Origin of the sequence: Streptomyces similanensis (assembly GCF_039543625.1) — a bacterium.
Lineage (GTDB): Bacteria > Actinomycetota > Actinomycetes > Streptomycetales > Streptomycetaceae > Streptomyces > Streptomyces similanensis.
The window spans coordinates 18,703-36,394 of sequence record NZ_BAABKC010000085.1 but is presented as its reverse complement, the minus strand read 5'-3'; the positions used below and the strand labels follow the sequence as shown (position 1 = coordinate 36,394).

The following is a 17,692-nucleotide window of genomic DNA, read 5'->3' as shown; positions in this document are numbered from 1 at the left end:
GGCCCAGCCCGAACCGGGCGACCGGGCCGCCGGCCGCGCGGGCGCCGCCCAGGGTTCCGGTCCGCTCGGTCCGACGGGCGCGGCCGAGGCCGCCGAGCGGCGCGGCCCCGGCGGCCAGGAGCGGCGTACCGGGCAGGCGGCGCCGACCGGCCGTCCGCTGCCGATGCGGCGCGACGGGGACCGGCTGCGGTTCGTGGGCGCGGCGACCCGGCGCATCGCGCGCGGCATGGACCTCGACGAGATCGTCATGGGGCTGTGCCGGGCGACCGTGCCGACGTTCTCCGACGCCATCCTCGTGTACCTGCGCGAGCCGCTGCCGGTGGGCGACGAGCGGCCGGTGGGCCCGCTGGTGCTGCGGCTGCGCCGCACCGACCGGATACCGACCGAGCGGGACACCGAGATCGGGTTCATGCCGGTCCCGGCGCCCGAGCAGCCGGCCGAGCTGTCCAACGTCACCAACGAGCTGTGCGAGGTGCGGCCCGGCAGCGCGCTCGGCGAGGTGCTGCGCGGCGTCCGGCCGGTCTTCACCGACGTGCCCTCCGCGCGCGCCGCGCTGACCGAGCTGCTCGGCGAGGACTCCGAGCTGGCGGTGCCCGGCGGGCAGCGCGCCGTCCTCGCCCCGCTGCGCGGCAGGCGCCGGGTGATCGGCGCCGCGCTGTTCCTGCGCCGCCCCGAGCGGCCGGCGTTCGAGACCGACGACCTCCTGGTCGCCGCCCAGCTCGCCACGCACAGCGCGCTCGGCATCGACAAGGCGATGCTGTACGGCCGGGAGGCGTACATCGCCGACGAGCTCCAGCGCACCATGCTGCCCGAGACCCTGCCCCGCCCCACCGGGGTGCGGCTGGCCTCCCGCTATCTGCCGGCCGCGCAGACCGCGCGGGTGGGCGGCGACTGGTACGACGCGATCCCGCTGCCCGGCAGCCGGGTCGCCCTGGTCGTCGGCGACGTGATGGGCCACTCCATGACCTCGGCGGCGATCATGGGCCAGCTGCGCACCACCGCGCAGACCCTGGCCGGTCTCGACCTGCCGCCGCAGGAGGTGCTGCACCACCTGGACGAGCAGGCGCAGCGCCTGGGCACCGACCGCATGGCGACCTGTCTGTACGCCGTCTACGACCCGGTCTCGCACCGCATCACCATCGCCAACGCCGGGCATCCGCCGCCGGTGCTGCTGCACCTGGGCGGCCGGGCCGAGGTGCTGAAGGTGCCGCCGGGCGCGCCGATCGGCGTCGGCGGGGTGGACTTCGAGGCGGTGGAGCTGGAAGCGCCGGCCGGCGGCACGCTGCTGCTCTACACCGACGGCCTGGTCGAGTCGCGGCTGCGCGACGTGTGGACCGGCATCGAGCAGCTGCGCGAGAAGCTGGCCGCGACCGCGCGGCTGACCGGGCCGGACCATCCGCCGCCGCTGGAGGCGCTGTGCGACGAGGTCCTGGACATGCTCGGGCCGGGCGACCGGGACGACGACATCGCGCTGCTGGCGGCCCGCTTCGACGGGATCGCGCCGAGCGACGTGGCGTACTGGGTCCTGGACCCGGAGGAGACCGCGCCCGGCCAGGCCCGCCGGCTGGCCCGGCGCGCGCTGGCGCGCTGGGGTCTGGAGGAGCTGACGGACTCCGTCGAGCTGCTGGTCAGCGAGGTCGTCACCAACGCGGTGCGCTACGCCTCCCGGCCGGTGACGCTGCGGCTGCTGCGCACGGACGTGCTGCGCTGCGAGGTCGGCGACGACGTGCCGCAGCTGCCGCGGCTGCGGCAGGCCCGCGCCACCGACGAGGGCGGCCGCGGCCTGTACCTGGTGAACCGGCTGGCCCGGCGCTGGGGCGCGACCCGGCTGAGCACGGGCAAGGTGGTCTGGTTCGAGCTGCACCGGGGCTGACCCGGCGGCGCACGCCGGCCCATGGGATGCGGCGAGGGGCACACACCGTACGGTGTGTGCCCCTCGCCGCATCCCGAGGCCGCGCCCCCGCCCTGCCGGGAGGGGGCGCGCCGGTCACCGGGTGGTGTGCTCCCGGTCGGTGAGCTGCGGTCCGTCGCCGCCCGGGTCGAACGGGTCGCCGCCGCCGCCATCGCCGCCGCCGGCGGCGCCGGGGCTGTTCGACGGGTCGGGCGGCGGGGCCGACGACGACTGGGTGGGCGGCGCCTGGGACGAGCTCTGGCTGGCCGGCGGGCTGCTCGGCGGACGGCTCGACGGCGACTCGCTCGGCGACTTCGACGGCGAGGGCGGCGGGCTGCTCGGCGACTCGGACGCCGAGTGGCTCGGCGACGGGCTGTTGGACGGGCTGGTGGACGGCTGGACGGCCGCGCCCTGCGTGGTGTCCAGGTCGAACTTGCTGGTGCCGTCCATCACGCCGAAGGTGTACGCGGCCCAGATCGCGGCCGGCGGGCCGCCGCCGTTGACGCGGCCGCCGCCCATCGCGCCGGTCAGCGGCACATGGTCGCCCTTCTTGACCGTGCCGCCCTCGCAGCCCTTGCCGCCGGAGGCGCCCGCCTCGCCGAACAGGCCGACCGAGGTGACGAGCTGGGGCGTGTAGCCGGTGAACCAGGCCGAGCGGTTGCAGTCGGAGGTGCCCGTCTTGCCCGCGACCTGCTGGCCGTCGCGCAGCGGGTTGTCGGCCACCGACTTCTTGGCCGTGCCGTCGTCGACCACGCCGGTCAGCACCGAGGTGACCGTGTCGGCGGCCTGCCGGGTGACGACCTGGTCGCCGATCGCGTCGTCCATCCTGACCGTGCCCCGGCTCTGCTGTTCGGCCTTCTCGACGATGGTCGGGGTGACCTTCTTGCCGTGGTTGTCGAGGGTGGCGTAGATGCCGGCCATCTCCAGCGGGCTGGCGCCCATGGAGCCCAGGGTCTGCGCGGGGACCGCCTGCATGCCCTTGGTGTCCATGCCGAGCTTGTCGGCGACGCTCATCACCTTGGTCATGCCGACGTCGATGCCCATCTGGGCGAAGACGGAGTTCACGGACTGGTTCATCGCCGTCTGGACGGTGATCCGGCCGTAGTTCTGGTCATCCTCGTTGGGCGGGCCGAAGCCGACCTTGGCGCCGTGGTCGACGGCCTGCCGGCCGCTGGTGCCGTCGTAGACGGTGGTCGCGGTGATCGGCTGGCCGTCCTGGGTCTCGGCCTCGCCGTCCAGGGCCGCGGCGAGGATCACCGGCTTGAAGGTGGAGGCGGGCTGGTAGTCCCGCCGGGTGGCGTTGTCGTAGTAGTGCTTGAAGTAGTCCTGGCCGCCGTACAGGGCGACGATCTTCCCCGTCTTGGGGTCGACGGAGACTGCGCCGGCCTGGACGTCGCCGTCGACCTTGCGCCGCTTGGGCTCCAGCTTGCTCGTCAGCTGGCCCTTGACCGCGCCCTCCAGCGCGGCCTGCCGCTTCTTGTCGATGTTCAGGGTGATGGTCCAGCCCTGGTCCTCGACCGCGCGCTCCGCCTCGGACTGGGTGAGGCCCTGGTCCTTCATCAGCTTCTGTTCGAGCTGGCTGTTGGCCAGCGCGATCAGGTAGCCCTTCTGGCCCTCCTGCCCGGGGGTGGGCCGGGGGTCCTTGGGGACCGGGAACGTCATGGTGCGCCGCCGGCCGGCGTCCAGCCAGTGCTGTTCGACCATCTTGTCCAGCACGTAGTTCCAGCGGGCCTTGGCCAGCCGCTTGCCGTTGTCACTGGCGGCCGCCCAGTCGTAGGTGCTGGGCGCCTGCATCAGGGCGGCGAGGTACGCGCCCTGCTGGACCGTCAGCTTCTGCGCGTCGACGCGGTAGTAGGCCTGCGCGGCGGCCTGGATGCCGTAGGCGCCGCGGCCGTAGTAGCTGGTGTTGATGTAGCCGGCGAGGATCTCGTCCTTGGACTTCTTCTGGTCCACCTTCAGCGAGATGACCAGTTCCTTCAGCTTGCGCGTGACGGTCTGGTCCTGGTTGAGGTAGAAGTTCTTGACGTACTGCTGGGTGATCGTCGAGCCGCCCTGGGTGCCCTTGCCGGACACCGTGTTGAGCAGGCCGCGGGCCGTTCCCCTCAGGTCCACGCCGGAGTCGTGGTAGAAGGTCTTGTTCTCGGCGGCGACGAAGCAGTGCTGGACGGCGACGGGCACCTTGTCCAGGGACACGCTCTCCCGGTTGACCTCGCCGTCGCGGGCCAGGATCGAGCCGTCGCTGTACTTGTAGACGTTGCTCTGGCGCTGGGCGTCGGCGTTGCCCTCGGGTATGTCCACCATCATGTAGAGCACGACGAAGGCGCCGATGCCGAGCAGGCACACGCCGAGGAACGTGCCGAGGATCTTCTTCCAGGTGAACAGCGCGCGTATGCCGCTCTTCCTGGCCTTGCCCGCCCGGCCGGAGCGCGTCGCCGCCCGGCGCGCCGCCGCGCGGCCCCCGGTGGCCGGGCTCCCGGCCGCCGGCCCGTCGCCGCCGGCCATCGGCGTGGCGGACGAGCTCCTGGGCGCTGCACGGCGGCCACCGCGCTGCCGCGCTCGTCTCTCTTCGGCTCGTCCCATGCGTCCGTCCGCTCCGCTTCCGTCTCAGCTGTCACTCACGTACGTGCAGGTCAGCTCAGAAAGCTAACACCGCTCTCTATGACAAAGGCCCCGCGATCCGCCCTTTTTCGGACGTGACAATGAGCACCCGCCCCAACGGAACCGACGCTCCAGAGGGGTCGGGGGTTGCCATGGAGCGGTAAAGTGATATCACTTAGATAGAGCGACGCACGGCGGCCGCCCCGGGCGACCGCCGTCGCGGACCGTGGCAGAACGTACGAGAACGGGGGATTCCCATGTCCGCACAGGACCCTGCGCCCACCACCGGCACACCCGGCCCCGCCGCCGCACCCGGCGGCACTGGCGGCACTGGCGGCACCGGAGCCGCCGACCTGCCCGACATGCCCGCCCCGCAGGTGCGCGAGTTCGCGGCGCACAGCATCAAGGGCGGCCTCGCGCTGCTGCTCGGACTGCTCGGCCTGGTGATCGCGGTGGTCCTGGTGGTGGCCGGCGCGGCGGTCACCACCGTCGGCCCCAAGGTCGCGCTGATCGTCGTCGGCATCGCGGTCGGCATCGCCGCGCTGCTCGCCATGTGCGGACTCAACATGGTCGCGCCCGGCGAGGCGCGGGTCGTCCAGCTGTTCGGCCGCTACCGGGGCACGATCCGCGAGGACGGCCTGCGCTGGGTCAACCCGCTGACCTCCCGCGAGAAGATCTCCACCCGGGTGCGCAACCACGAGACCGCCGTCCTGAAGGTGAACGACGCCTACGGCAACCCGATCGAGCTGGCCGCGGTCGTGGTGTGGAAGGTGCGGGACACCGCGCAGGCGTCCTTCGAGGTGGACAACTACCTGGAGTTCGTCTCCACCCAGACCGAGGCGGCCGTGCGGCACATCGCCATCGAGTACCCCTACGACGCCCACGACGAGGCCGGTCTGTCGCTGCGCGGCAACGCCGAGGAGATCACCGAGAAGCTCGCCCTCGAACTGCACGCGCGCGTGGAGGCGGCCGGGGTGCAGATCATCGAGTCGCGCTTCACCCACCTCGCCTACGCCCCCGAGATCGCCTCGGCGATGCTCCAGCGGCAGCAGGCGGGCGCGGTGGTCGCCGCCCGGCGCGAGATCGTGGACGGCGCCGTCGGCATGGTGGAGGCGGCGCTCGCCCGGATCGCCGAGCGGGACATCGTGGAGCTCGACGACGAACGGAAGGCGGCGATGGTGTCGAACCTGATGGTGGTGCTGTGCGGGGACCGGGCGCCGCAGCCGGTCCTCAACACCGGGACGCTCTACCAGTGACCGCACCCGAGGAGGGCACGCCCGCCCGGCGCCGGCCGCAGCAGCGCAAGCAGGTGCTGCTGCGGCTGGACCCGTCCGTCTACGACGCGCTGGCGCGCTGGGCGTCGGACGAGCTGCGCTCGGCCAACGCCCAGATCGAGTACCTGCTGCGCCGCGCCCTGGCCGAGGCCGGCCGGCTGCCCGGTGAGACCGGCCCCCTCCCGCGCCGCGGCCGCCCGCCCCGCACCCCGCCTCCGCCGGGCCCCTGACCCCGCCCCCGCCCTCCCCGTAACCCCGCCTCCGCCGACCCCGCGCCCCGCCCGGTCCGGTCCGGCCCCGGCCACCGCCGTAGCGGAACCGTGACAAACGGCGCTCACCTGCGCGGGAACACCCCTCGCCATCGGCTACACACTCGGCGTATACACGGCACGTATACACGGTGTGTAGAGTGCTCTCCATGTCCATCGGTCACACCCTCCTGGGGCTCCTGGAGTCCGGACCGCGTCACGGTTACGACCTGAAGCGGGCCTTCGACGAGAAGTTCGGTCACGACCGGCCGCTGCATTACGGCCAGGTCTACTCGACGATGTCCCGGCTGCTGAAGAACGGCCTCGTCGAAGTCGACGGCATCGAGGCCGGCGGCGGCCCCGAGCGCAAGCGCTACGCCATCACCGACGCCGGCGTCACCGACGTCGAACGCTGGCTGGCCACGCCGGAGAAGCCCGAGCCCTACCTCCAGTCGACCCTCTACACCAAGGTCGTCCTCGCGCTGCTCACCCACCGCGACGCCGCCGACATCCTCGACACGCAGCGCTCCGAGCACCTGCGCAGCATGCGGATCCTGACCGACCGCAAGCGCAACGGCGACCTCGCCGACCAGCTCGTCTGCGACCACGCCCTGTTCCACCTGGAGGCCGACCTCAGGTGGCTGGAACTGACCGCCGCGCGCCTCGACAAGCTCCGGGCGGCGGTGACCCGATGACCCCTCCCCCCGGCTCCCTGCTGACCGCCGAGAACCTGCGCAAGGCCTACGGCCCGACCACCGCGCTGGACGGCGCCGAGTTCTCCATCCACCCCGGCGAGGTGGTCGCCGTGATGGGCCCCTCCGGCTCCGGCAAGTCCACCCTGCTGCACTGCCTGGCCGGGATCGTCACCCCGGACTCCGGCTCGATCACCTACGACGGCCGCGAGCTGTCCGCCATGTCCGACGCCCAGCGCAGCGCCCTGCGCCGCTCGGAGTTCGGCTTCGTTTTCCAGTTCGGCCAGCTGGTGCCCGAACTCACCTGCGTGGAGAACGTGGCCCTGCCGCTGCGCCTGAACGGCACCTCCCGCAAGGAGGCCGAGCGGGCCGCGCTCTCCTGGATGGCCCGGCTGGAGGTCGACGACCTGGCGAAGAAGCGGCCGGGCGAGGTCTCCGGCGGCCAGGGCCAGCGGGTGGCCGTCGCCCGGTCGCTGGTCTCCGGGCCCCGGGTGCTGTTCGCCGACGAGCCGACCGGCGCGCTCGACTCGCTCAACGGCGAGCGCGTGATGGAACTGTTCACCGAGGCCGCCCGGTCCGCCAACGCCGCCGTCGTCCTGGTCACCCACGAGGCGCGGGTCGCCGCCTACTCCGACCGCGAGATCGTCGTGCGCGACGGCAGGTCCCGGGACATGGAGCGGCTCGTATGAACCTCCGCCAATGGGCCGCCGACCTGCGGCTGGGCGCGAAGTTCGCGTTCACCGGCGGGCGCGAGGGGTGGACCCGGGTGCTGCTGACGGCGGTCGGCGTCGGGCTCGGCGTGGCGCTGCTGCTGCTGACCACCGCGATACCGAGCGCGCTGAACGTGCGCCACGACCGCGGCGAGGCCCGCTCCGACTACACCTACAGCCAGAAGGTCAAGCCGAAGGCCGACGACACCCTCGTCATCGCCGACGTCGACACCACCTACGGGAACAAGGACATCCGCGGGCGGCTGGTGGAGCCCGAGGGACCGCGCGCGCCGATCGCGCCGGGGCTCGCGAAGTACCCGACGCCGGGCGACATGGTGGTCTCCCCCGCACTGAAGAAGCTGCTCGACTCCGGCGACGGCCGGCTGCTGCGCGAGCGGCTGCCGTACCGGGTGACCGGGACCATCGCCGAGAGCGGACTGATCGGCTCGCAGGAACTGGCCTACTACGCCGGCGCGACCGGCCTGGCCCCGCACATCAACGGCTGGCAGACGGCGCGGATCAGCGAGTACGGCACTCCCAACCCGGTGCCGGCCAAATCGGACCCGGTGCTGATCCTGCTGGTGCTGGTGGTCTTCGTGGTGCTGCTGATGCCGGTGGCGGTGTTCATCACCGCGGCGGTGCGTTTCGGCGGCGAGCAGCGCGACCGCCGGCTGGCCGCGCTGCGGCTGGTCGGCTCGGACAGCCGGATGACCCGCCGGATCGCGGCGGGCGAGGCGCTGGCGGGCTCGCTGCTCGGGCTGGTCTTCGGCACGGTGTTCTTCCTGCTCGGCCGTCAGCTGGCCGGTTCGCTGGAGGTCCTCGACGTCAGCGTGTTCCCGAGCTACCTCAACCCGGCGCCCGCCCTCGCGGTGCTGGTCGCCGTGGCCGTCCCGGCGGCCGCGGTGCTGGTCACCCTGCTCGCGCTGCGCGGGGTGGTCATCGAACCGCTCGGCGTGGTCCGCACGGCCCGGCCGGCCCGGCGCCGGCTGTGGTGGCGGCTGCTGCTGCCGGTGATCGGCCTGGCGATGCTCTACCCGATGATCGGCAAGGGCCGCACGGAGGGCGACTTCAACCAGTACCTGGTCGCCGGCGGTGTGATCGCGCTGCTGGTCGGGGTGACGGCGCTGCTGCCGTGGATCGTGGAGGCGGTCGTCGCCCGACTCGGAAACGGCTCCGTGTCCTGGCAACTCGCGGTACGGCGGCTTCAGTTGAGCAGCGGCACGGCGGCCCGCATGGTGAACGGCATCGCGGTCGCGGTGGCCGGCGCGATCGCCCTGCAGATGCTCTTCGCGGGCGTGGAGGGCGACTACACCAAGGCGTCCAGGAACGACGTGAACCGGGCCCAGATCGAGGTCCAGCTCTCGCGCGGGGTGGACGCCGACGAGGCGGTGGCGAAGTTCCGTTCGGTCCGGGGCGTGCGCAAGGTCGTCGCGCTGGCCGGCGGCAACCTCTCCGACGCCAGCGTCAAGTCGGCCGGCGGCCAGAACCGCAACTCGCCGGTGACCATCGGCGACTGCGCGGCGCTGCGCGAGGTGGCGGCCCTGCCCTCGTGCCGCGACGGCGACGCCTTCGTCGTCGCGGCCGCCGACTACGACACCGACACCCCCGTCCTGGCCAAGCCCGGCAAGAAGCTCTACCTGGACACCGACCAGGGCATGGACGCCGGCCGCGAGGCGCGCTGGACGGTGCCGCAAGGGATCAGGAAGGTCGCCCCCGGCACCGACCCGAGCGGCATGGAGCACGACGGCTTCCTGCTCACCCGGGGCGCGGTGCCGGCCGCCGCCGGACAGCCCGTGGCGCAGGCCTACGTCTCGCTCGACGACGCCGTGCCCGACGTGCGCGAGTACGTGCGCAACGCGGCCGCCGCCGTGGACCCGTTCGCCAACGTGATGGTCTGGACGCGCAACGAGGAGTCCAAGAAGTTCGCCTCCATCCGCACCGGGCTGCTGGTCGGCGCGACCTGTGTGCTGGCGCTGATCGGGGCGAGCCTGCTGGTGTCGCAGCTGGAGCAGCTGCGCGAACGCCGCAAGCTGCTGTCGGCGCTGGTCGCCTTCGGCACCCGGCGGCGCACGCTGAGCCTGTCGGTGCTGTGGCAGACGGCCGTACCGGTCGCGCTCGGCCTGCTGCTGGCCTCGGCCGTGGGTCTGACGCTGGGCACGGTGCTGCTGAAGATGACCGCCACGACCGTGTCCGTGGACTGGTCGAGCGTGCTGACGATGACCGGCATCGGCGCGGGGATCGTCCTGGTGGTGACCTTGCTGAGCCTGCCGCCGCTGCTGCGGCTGATGCGGCCGGAGGGGCTGCGCACGGAGTAGCCGGCCTGCCCCCGGGCAGCAGTGAAGGCTCCCTCCCCGCCGGGGAGGGAGCCTTCACGCGTGGCGTACGGGCTCGCGGGGTGTACGGCTCCGGGCCGTTCTCAGGCCGCCGGGTCCAGGACGCGTACCGGCAGGGCCCGCAGGCTGGTGCGCAGGGCGGCGGCCAGTTCGCGGTACTCGGCGGCGCGGGCCGTGCTGCCGCGCATGGCGAGGGCGATCCGGCGGGAGGGGGCCGGTTCGGCGAAGGAGCCGGTCAGCAGCTGGCTGCTGCGGGAGATCTCGACCTTCAGGGCGGTGCGCGGCAGCAGCGTGCAGCCGAGGCCCCCGGCGACGAGCTGGACCAGGGTGGACAGGCCGGCCGCGGTGGTGGTGACCGGGGCGTTCTCCCGGCCGGCCTCACGGCAGATGTCCAGGGCCTGGTCGCGCAGGCAGTGGCCCTCGTCTAGCAGCAGCAGGTTCAGTTCCCTCAGGGCCTCGCGCGGTATGCCCTCGCGGCCGCCGAGGCCGTGGTCCAGCGGGGTGACCAGGACGAAGTCCTCGTCGAACAGGGGCAGTTCCGCCACCCCGGGCATCCCGAGCGGCACCGCAAGGAGCAGCAGGTCCAGCCGGCCGCCGGCCAGTCCGTCCAGCAGGCTCGCGGTCTGCTCCTCGTGCACCTGGAGGTCGAGGTCCGGGTAGCGGCCGTGGACCAGGCGCAGGACGGTGGGCAGCAGATAGGGGGCGACGGTCGGGATGACGCCCAGGCGCAGGACGCCGGTGAAGGGCGCCCGGACCGCCTCGGCCTCCTCCAGCAGCGCGCCGACCTCCTCCAGCACCGCCCTGGCCCGCACCGCCAGCCGCTCCCCCGCGGGCGAGAGCAGCACCTTGCGCGTCGTACGCTCCACCAGGGTGACACCGAGTGTCTCCTCCAGGGTGGACACGGCGCTGGACAGGGCCGGCTGGCTCATGCCGATGTCGGCGGCGGCGTCCCGGAAGTGCAGGTGCTCGGCCACGGCGGCGAACGCGCGCAGCTGGGACAAACTGGGCAGATGCTTCCGTCTGCCGGTGTTACCGACGCTCACTGATAACTACCTCCGATCAACACGACCGAGTGTAGCTATTTCCGTAATCAATGCACCCTGTGCCAACATCAGGATGGTCCAACCCATGGGAAACACGGGCGAAACCGGTGTTTCTTCGCTGCAAGGAGAGCGTGTGCTCACTGTCGGTGACAAGTTCCCCGAGTTCGAACTGTCCGCCTGCGTCTCGCTGGAGAAGGGCAAGGAGTTCGAGCAGATCCACCACAAGTCCTACGAGGGCAAGTGGCTGGTGGTCTTCGCCTGGCCCAAGGACTTCACCTTCGTCTGCCCGACCGAGATCGCCGCGTTCGGCAAGCTGAACGAGGAGTTCGCCGACCGCGACGCCCAGATCCTCGGCTTCTCCGGCGACTCCGAGTTCGTGCACCACGCCTGGCGCAAGGACCACCCGGACCTGACCGACCTGCCGTTCCCGATGATGGCCGACTCCAAGCACGAGCTGATGCGCGCGCTGGGCATCGAGGGCGAGGACGGCTTCGCGCAGCGCGCCGTGTTCGTCGTGGACCCCAACCACGAGATCCAGTTCACGATGGTCACCGCGGGCTCCGTCGGCCGGAACCCTAAGGAGGTCCTGCGGGTCCTGGACGCCCTGCAGACCGACGAGCTGTGCCCGTGCAACTGGAGCAAGGGCGACGAGACCCTGGACCCGGTCGCGCTGCTGGCTGGTGAGTGAGGCATGTCCCTCGACTCCCTGAAGTCCGCCGTCCCGGACTACGCCAAGGACCTCAAGCTCAACCTGGGCTCGGTCATCGGCAACAGCGACCTGCCCGCGCAGCAGCTGTGGGGCACGGTGCTGGCGACGGCGATCGCCTCGCGTTCGCCGATCGTCCTGCGTGAGCTGGAGCCGGAGGCGAAGGCGAACCTGTCGCCCGAGGCGTACACCGCGGCGAAGTCCGCGGCGGCCGTCATGGCGATGAACAACGTCTTCTACCGCACCCGGCACCTGCTGTCGGACCACGAGTACGGCACCCTGCGCGCCGGTCTGCGGATGAACGTCATCGGCAACCCGGGCGTCGACAAGGTCGACTTCGAGCTGTGGTCCTTCGCGGTCTCGGCCATCAACGGCTGCGGCATGTGCCTGGACTCGCACGAGCAGGTCCTGCGCAAGGCGGGCCTGGAGCGTGACGTCATCCAGGAGGCGTTCAAGATCGCCTCGGTGATCCAGGCCGTCGGCGTCACCCTGGACGCGGAGGCGGTGCTGGCCGAGTAACCGGCCGGCCCCGCCCCTTCACGGGCCCCGCTCACCCCTCCGGTGGGCGGGGCTCCGTGCGTTCCCCGGCGTCTTCCGCGGGCGGTGGCTGCCGTCCCTCGGTCGCCGCCGGCAGGGCTACGTCGGCCGAGGCGGTGGCGCCGTGCGGCCGCGGCGACTGGCGCAGCGCCTGCTCGTGGGAGTACTTGCGCAGATAGCCCACCACCGTGTTGGTCACCGCCACCAGCGGCACCGCCACCACCGCGCCGCCGATGCCGGCGATCATGCCGCCGGCCGCGACGGACAGGACCACCGCCAGCGGGTGGACGCGCACCGCGCGCCCCAGGATGAAGGGCTGGAGCACATGCCCTTCGATCTGCTGCACCGCCAGCACCACCACGAGCACCATCACCGCCGTGAACACGCCCTGGGTGACCAGCGCGACCACCACCGCGAGCGCGCCCGACACGACCGCGCCCACCAGCGGGATGAACGCGAACAGGAAGATGAACACGGCCAGCGGGACCGCCATCGGCACGTTCAGGAAGTAGATGCCGAGGCCGATGAAGATGGCGTCGATGAGCGCCACGATCACCGTGCCCCGCACGTACGCCGTCAGCGTGCGCCAGGCGCGCGGACCGGCGCCGGCCACGCCCGGGCGGGCCGCGGCGGGCACCAGCTTCAGCGTCCACTCCCAGATGCGCCGGCCGTCGTAGAGGAGGAACAGCGTCGAGAACATCGTCAGCAGGATCCCGGTCAGCGCCTCCACCACCACCGTCACGCCTTCGAGGCCGGCGGACGTTATCTGGTCGGTGTTGGCGCCGATGGCCTCGCGCAGGCTCTTGGCGATCTGGTTGATCTGCTTGTCGGTGACGTGGAAGGGGCTGTTCAGCAGCCACTTGCGCAGCTCGTCGATGCCGTCCTGGATCTGGGTGGAGAGCGTGTCGATGTTCTCCATGACCTGCCAGGTCACGAACCACCCGATCAGGCCCATGATGACGAAGCCGGCGATCGCGGTGAGCGCGGTGGCCGGTCCGCGGGGCAGGCCGTAGCGGCGCAGCCGCGCCACGGTCGGCTGCATCAGGGCGGTGATGAGCAGCGCGGCGACGAAGGCGAGGACGACCAGCTGCACGGCGCTGATCACCCGCATCAGCACCCACACGGTGCCGGCCAGCACCAGCACCCGCCAGCCGGCCTCGGCGGCCACCCGCACCCCCCAGGGCACGGCCTGCGCCGGATCGGGACGGGCCGGTACGACGGTCACATGGTCGGGCAGCACCGTGGTGTCCGTGGCCGGTTCGGGTTCCGTACCGGTCTCTTCCTTCTCCACCTCGGCGCGGCGCTCGTCCAACCGCTCACCCATTTCGGTCAGCCCGGCGCCGAGCCGGCCGATCCACCGTGGCACTCGCGACATGATCCGTCCTCTTCCCCCGTCCGTCCCCACCACTCCTCCCGGGAGCCGTCCCGTCAGACGCTACATGGCGAAGGCCCCTCCCCCTAGGACGGGGAGGGGCCGCGCGAAGTTGAGCGCCACGGGCGAACCGGGCCGGCGACGTGCCGGGCGGGCTCAGTACCAGTGGTTGACCGACCAGAACGACCAGGCCTCACACGGGCTGCCGTAGCGGCCGTTCATGTAGTTGAGGCCCCACTTGATCTGGGTGGCCGGGTTGGTCTGCCAGTCGGCGCCGGCCGAGGAGTACTTGCCGGCCGGGAGCGCCTGGAAGAGGCCGTACGCGCCGGAGGAGGCGTTGACCGCGTGGTAGTTCCAGCTGGACTCGTGGTCCACGATGTTGCTGAAGCACTGGAACTGGCCGCTCGGCACCATCTGCCGCGCCATCGCCTGGATCTGGCCGATGGAGTACGAGCTCTGGACGGTGAAAGTGGAGGCGTCGCGGGCCGCGCTGCGGCTGGCCGCCTCCTTTAGCTCCGCCCGCTCCTTGGCCTCCTTGGCCGCCTTCTCGGCATCGGCCTTCTTGGCGATCGCGGTCTCGGCGGCGGCCTTGCGGGCCGCTTCCTCGGCAACCTTCTTGGCGCTCGCGTCGGCGGCGATGGCCTGCGCGTCGGCCTGCTGGGCGAGGGATGCGGTCTGCACCTGCGCCTGCTGACCGACGGGGATGTCCGACAGAAGCGTCGCGTCGGCTGCCGGCGCCGCTTCGGCGTCGTTGTTCTGGGCGACACTGCCCGAGGCAACGCCCACGACGCTACCGACAGCGGTGACCGCGGTGGCGGAGGCCACTGCGAATCCCCGGACCGAGATCCGGCTCACACGGTTTCCTTCCAGCATCGCCCGCTTCGGTGACCCTGGCGGACGCAATCGTGCCCCCTGGCACTGGCCTCCCAACTTCGGGTCACGGAGGCGCGGGCCCGATGGGCAACTCCCGTGACAGGAGCGCCGCGTGGTGCTCGGGCGGCATACGACGACGCTGTGGAGTTGGGATGAATCGAGTGGTGCCGTACCGCTGGGGGTACACCTGTGTCGCATGCGGGGCCTGACAGGACTGAGACTCTGCCGTAACCCGACGCGGAGTGGCAATTCCGAGTTGCGTGTGAAAGCTCACATCCCGTTTGGCCTACGGGATTCCGTGAAACACCCGCACACGACAGCGCCGCCCGGCTAGGCTTTCGGCCTTTGCCGGACGGCGTGACGTTCCCTCATCCGCCCCAAGTGGAGCGGATGCGCTCAGATATGACCGTCCTCCAGCATTTCGGTCACAAGCGCGGCGATCTGGGACCTCTCGGACCGGTTCAGCGTGACGTGCGCGAAGAGCGGATGCCCCTTCAGCTTCTCCACCACGGCGACCACGCCGTCGTAGCGGCCGACCCGCAGGTTGTCCCGCTGCGCCACGTCATGGGTCAGCACGACCCGCGAGTTGGCGCCGATCCGGGACAGCACCGTCAGCAGGACGTTGCGTTCCAGGGACTGGGCCTCGTCCACGATGACGAACGCGTCGTGCAGCGAGCGGCCCCGGATGTGGGTGAGCGGCAGCACCTCCAGCATGCCGCGCGCGGTGACCTCCTCGATGACCTCGCGGGAGGTGACCGCCGAGAGCGTGTCGAAGACGGCCTGCGCCCACGGGCTCATCTTCTCCGCCTCGGAGCCGGGCAGATAGCCCAGCTCCTGCCCGCCCACCGCGTACAGCGGCCGGAACACCATCACCTTCTGGTGCTGACGGCGCTCCAGCACCGCCTCCAGGCCCGCGCACAGCGCCAGCGCCGACTTGCCGGTGCCGGCCCGGCCGCCCATCGACACGATCCCGACGTCCGGGTCGAGCAGCAGGTCGAGCGCGATCCGCTGCTCGGCGCTGCGGCCCTTGATGCCGAACGCCTCCCGGTCGCCGCGCACCAGCCGGACGTCGCCCTCGGGCGTGACCCGGCCCAGGGCGCGGCCGCGCTCCGACTGGATCGTCAGGCCCGTGTGCACGGGCAGTCCGGCCGCCTCCGGGGCGTGGACATGGCCCTCCTCGAAGAGGATGTCCACCTGTTCGCCCGGAAGGGTGAGCTCGGACATGCCGGTCCAGCCGGAGGAGTCGGTGATGGCGAGTTCGGCGCGGTACTCCTCGGCGAGGAGTCCCACGGACGACGCCTTGATCCGCAGCGGCAGGTCCTTGGAGACGACGGTGACGTCGTGCCCCTCGGCCTGGAGGTTGCGGGCGACCGCGAGGATGCGGGAGTCGTTGTCCCCCAGGCGGTAGCCGCTGGGCAGCACGCTGGGGTCCGAGTGGTTGAGCTCGACCCGCATCGTTCCGCCGAGGTCCCCGATCGGGATGGGGGCGTCGAGGCGGCCGTGCCGGACCCGGTAGTCGTCCAGCAGGCGCAGGGCCTGCCGGGCGAAGTAGCCGAGTTCGGGATGGTGCCGCTTGGCCTCCAGTTCCGTGACCACGACGACGGGGAGCACGACTTCGTGCTCGTCGAAACGGGTCAGGGCGTTCGGGTCCGCCAGCAGGACGCTGGTGTCGACAACGTAGGTGCGCCGGTCTGGCTTGGGGCGCTTTGTGCTGGTCACCACGGAAGGACGTACCCCCTCGGATGAGGTCGGGGAGCGACGAGGACGAGCTGGACCGGTCGACGGCCCCGTTGCACGGGCCGGGGACCGGCCCGCCGCGTCTTCGTCCGCGCTGTGACCGCACGGTCGCGCTGGTGCAACGGGCCTCCCGGGCGGACGGCCCCGAGCCGCCCGCTGAGATCCGACACCCGTGGTTCGGGTGTCGACCTGTCTGGCTTATTCCCTTCAAGATGCGCCGCCATGCAAGTGCGGGCGACGGCACGCGGATGAACTCCGCGTGAAGAGGGGGGCGGTGGGGGTGCGGTGGGGTGCCGTGGGGTGCCGTGGGTGCGGGGAGTGGCTGGGCGGTGCGCCTGGGGGTGCGTGGTGGGTCGGGGCCGTGGTGGTACGTCCAGCCCGCCGCGCACGGACGTACGGCCCTGAGTCTGGTTCGCTGGGGTAGGGAGGGACCGCAGTATGCGGCGGGCATTGGACGTACCACCACGGCCCGCTCCCGTCGGATGGCGGCTGCGGGCCCCATGGCCCGCTCCCGTCAGATGGCGGCTGCGGGCCATGGGGGGCGGGGCGTACGGGGGGCAGCTTCGGGAAGTGGGGCGCCGCGAGGGGGCTCGGGGTGGGGTCAGCCGCCGAAGCGGCGGTGGCGGGCCGCGTAGTCGCGCAGGGCGCGCAGGAAGTCGACCTTGCGGAAGGCCGGCCAGAAGACCTCGCAGAAGTAGTACTCCGAATGCGCGGTCTGCCAGAGCATGAAGCCGGACAGCCGCTGCTCGCCGCTGGTGCGGATCACCAGGTCCGGGTCGGGCTGGGCCTTGGTGTAGAGGTGCCGGCCGATCATGTCGACGTCGACGGCCTCGGCGAGGTCCGCCATCGGCACGCCCCGGTCGTGGGCATCGTGGAGCATGGAGCGCACGGCGTCGGCGATCTCCTGCCGGCCGCCGTAGCCGATGGCGACGTTGACCAGTATTCCCTCGACCTCGGCGGTGGCCGTCTCGGCCTCCTTCAGGGCGGCCTGCATGCCCGAGGGCAGCAGGTCCCTGGTGCCGACGTGGTGCACGCGCCAGCGGCCGTCGGCGGCCAGGGTGCGCACGACGTCCTCGATGATGCCGAGCAGCGGAACCAGCTCGTCGGCGGGACGGTCGAAGTTGTCCGTGGACAGCAGCCAGAGGGTGACGACCTCGACGTCCGTCTCGGAGCACCAGCCGAGGAACTCCTCGATCTTGTCCGCCCCGGCCCGGTGACCGTGCAGGGTGGAGGAGCCCGACGCCTTCGCCCAGCGCCGGTTGCCGTCCATGATGACGCCGATGTGCTTGGGCACCTGAGCGTGGTCCAGGTGGCCTTCCACCCGGCGCGCGTACAGCCCCACCAGCAGGCCACGCAGCTTGTCGCGCAGGTTCACGTGTTCGTCAGCCCCTCCGTGTGGGTCGGACAGGCGCGGCCGGGGGCAAGTCCCTGTCCGTGCGGCGGCCTCGTCCGTGGATCGGTCCCCGGGGGCGAAGCCTACCCCCGGCTCGCCCAGGCCCCCCAACGAGCGTACGGCTGTATCAGGCGGGCCCCCCGTGGCTCGTAAAAGAAACGGGCCGGTCCGTGGGGGGGAGACGGACCGGCCCGAGGGGGGGTTTCCACCATAACCCTTCGTAAGTGATGCCGCGTCCCCCGGCGCGCCACAACTACTCTCCGGAGTCGCCCGGCAACGCCGAAG

14 protein-coding genes are annotated in these 17,692 nt (G+C 71.9%); 8 read left to right on the top strand and 6 right to left on the bottom strand.

The genetic code is table 11. The annotated features are described in order from the left end of the window. A partial coding sequence (locus tag ABEB07_RS26700) for a SpoIIE family protein phosphatase (RefSeq protein WP_345670635.1) occupies positions 1 to 1,873 on the top strand: 1,873 nt, incomplete at its 5' end. 114 nt (positions 1,874 to 1,987) lie between these two features. On the opposite strand, the gene ABEB07_RS26695 is transcribed toward ABEB07_RS26700, so the two are convergent. After that, positions 1,988 to 4,471 (bottom strand): transglycosylase domain-containing protein, encoded by a 2,484-nt coding sequence (locus tag ABEB07_RS26695; protein ID WP_345670634.1) that lies wholly within the window; start codon positions 4,469 to 4,471, stop codon positions 1,988 to 1,990. Between the two features lie 275 nt (positions 4,472 to 4,746). Here ABEB07_RS26695 and ABEB07_RS26690 point away from each other — a divergent pair, with 275 nt between their 5' ends. From ABEB07_RS26690 to ABEB07_RS26670, 5 genes are all read left to right on the top strand, one after another. Continuing rightward, positions 4,747 to 5,745 (top strand): SPFH domain-containing protein, encoded by a 999-nt coding sequence (locus tag ABEB07_RS26690; RefSeq protein ID WP_425589081.1) that lies wholly within the window; start codon positions 4,747 to 4,749, stop codon positions 5,743 to 5,745. Further along, on the top strand, positions 5,742 to 5,993 hold the full coding sequence (locus ABEB07_RS26685) for a type II toxin-antitoxin system antitoxin (RefSeq protein ID WP_345670633.1): 252 nt from the start codon (positions 5,742 to 5,744) through the stop codon (positions 5,991 to 5,993). Before ABEB07_RS26690 ends, ABEB07_RS26685 begins: the two co-directional genes overlap by 4 nt. 188 nt (positions 5,994 to 6,181) lie before the next feature. Then, complete coding sequence (locus ABEB07_RS26680) at positions 6,182 to 6,706, top strand: PadR family transcriptional regulator (protein ID WP_164584748.1); 525 nt, start codon at positions 6,182 to 6,184, stop codon at positions 6,704 to 6,706. Then, complete coding sequence (locus tag ABEB07_RS26675) at positions 6,703 to 7,392, top strand: ABC transporter ATP-binding protein (protein ID WP_176150332.1); 690 nt, start codon at positions 6,703 to 6,705, stop codon at positions 7,390 to 7,392. Before ABEB07_RS26680 ends, ABEB07_RS26675 begins: the two co-directional genes overlap by 4 nt. Beyond that, positions 7,389 to 9,728 carry an ABC transporter permease gene (locus ABEB07_RS26670; protein ID WP_345670631.1) on the top strand — a complete coding sequence of 780 codons (2,340 nt, stop codon included), beginning with the start codon at positions 7,389 to 7,391 and terminating at the stop codon, positions 9,726 to 9,728. Before ABEB07_RS26675 ends, ABEB07_RS26670 begins: the two co-directional genes overlap by 4 nt. A 101-nt stretch (positions 9,729 to 9,829) precedes the next feature. Here the strand turns inward: ABEB07_RS26670 and ABEB07_RS26665 are convergent, their stop codons facing one another. Next, positions 9,830 to 10,789, bottom strand: coding sequence for a hydrogen peroxide-inducible genes activator (locus ABEB07_RS26665; protein ID WP_176150330.1), 960 nt, complete (start codon positions 10,787 to 10,789; stop codon positions 9,830 to 9,832). Positions 10,790 to 10,922: 133 nt separating this feature from the next. Here ABEB07_RS26665 and ABEB07_RS26660 point away from each other — a divergent pair, with 133 nt between their 5' ends. Further along, positions 10,923 to 11,477 (top strand): peroxiredoxin, encoded by a 555-nt coding sequence (locus tag ABEB07_RS26660; RefSeq protein ID WP_176150329.1) that lies wholly within the window; start codon positions 10,923 to 10,925, stop codon positions 11,475 to 11,477. Positions 11,478 to 11,480: 3 nt separating this feature from the next. Next, on the top strand, positions 11,481 to 12,014 hold the full coding sequence (locus ABEB07_RS26655; protein ID WP_176150328.1) for an alkyl hydroperoxide reductase: 534 nt from the start codon (positions 11,481 to 11,483) through the stop codon (positions 12,012 to 12,014). A gap of 31 nt (positions 12,015 to 12,045) precedes the next feature. On the opposite strand, the gene ABEB07_RS26650 is transcribed toward ABEB07_RS26655, so the two are convergent. From ABEB07_RS26650 to ABEB07_RS26635, 4 genes are all read right to left on the bottom strand, one after another. After that, positions 12,046 to 13,407 (bottom strand): AI-2E family transporter, encoded by a 1,362-nt coding sequence (locus ABEB07_RS26650; RefSeq protein WP_345670630.1) that lies wholly within the window; start codon positions 13,405 to 13,407, stop codon positions 12,046 to 12,048. Positions 13,408 to 13,560: 153 nt separating this feature from the next. After that, on the bottom strand, positions 13,561 to 14,259 hold the full coding sequence (locus tag ABEB07_RS26645; RefSeq protein WP_176150326.1) for an aggregation-promoting factor C-terminal-like domain-containing protein: 699 nt from the start codon (positions 14,257 to 14,259) through the stop codon (positions 13,561 to 13,563). Positions 14,260 to 14,673: 414 nt separating this feature from the next. Further along, positions 14,674 to 15,999 carry a PhoH family protein gene (locus ABEB07_RS26640; protein ID WP_345670629.1) on the bottom strand — a complete coding sequence of 442 codons (1,326 nt, stop codon included), beginning with the start codon at positions 15,997 to 15,999 and terminating at the stop codon, positions 14,674 to 14,676. Between the two features lie 616 nt (positions 16,000 to 16,615). Beyond that, positions 16,616 to 17,389, bottom strand: coding sequence for an isoprenyl transferase (locus tag ABEB07_RS26635; protein ID WP_164589466.1), 774 nt, complete (start codon positions 17,387 to 17,389; stop codon positions 16,616 to 16,618). Positions 17,390 to 17,692 lie beyond the last annotated feature (303 nt).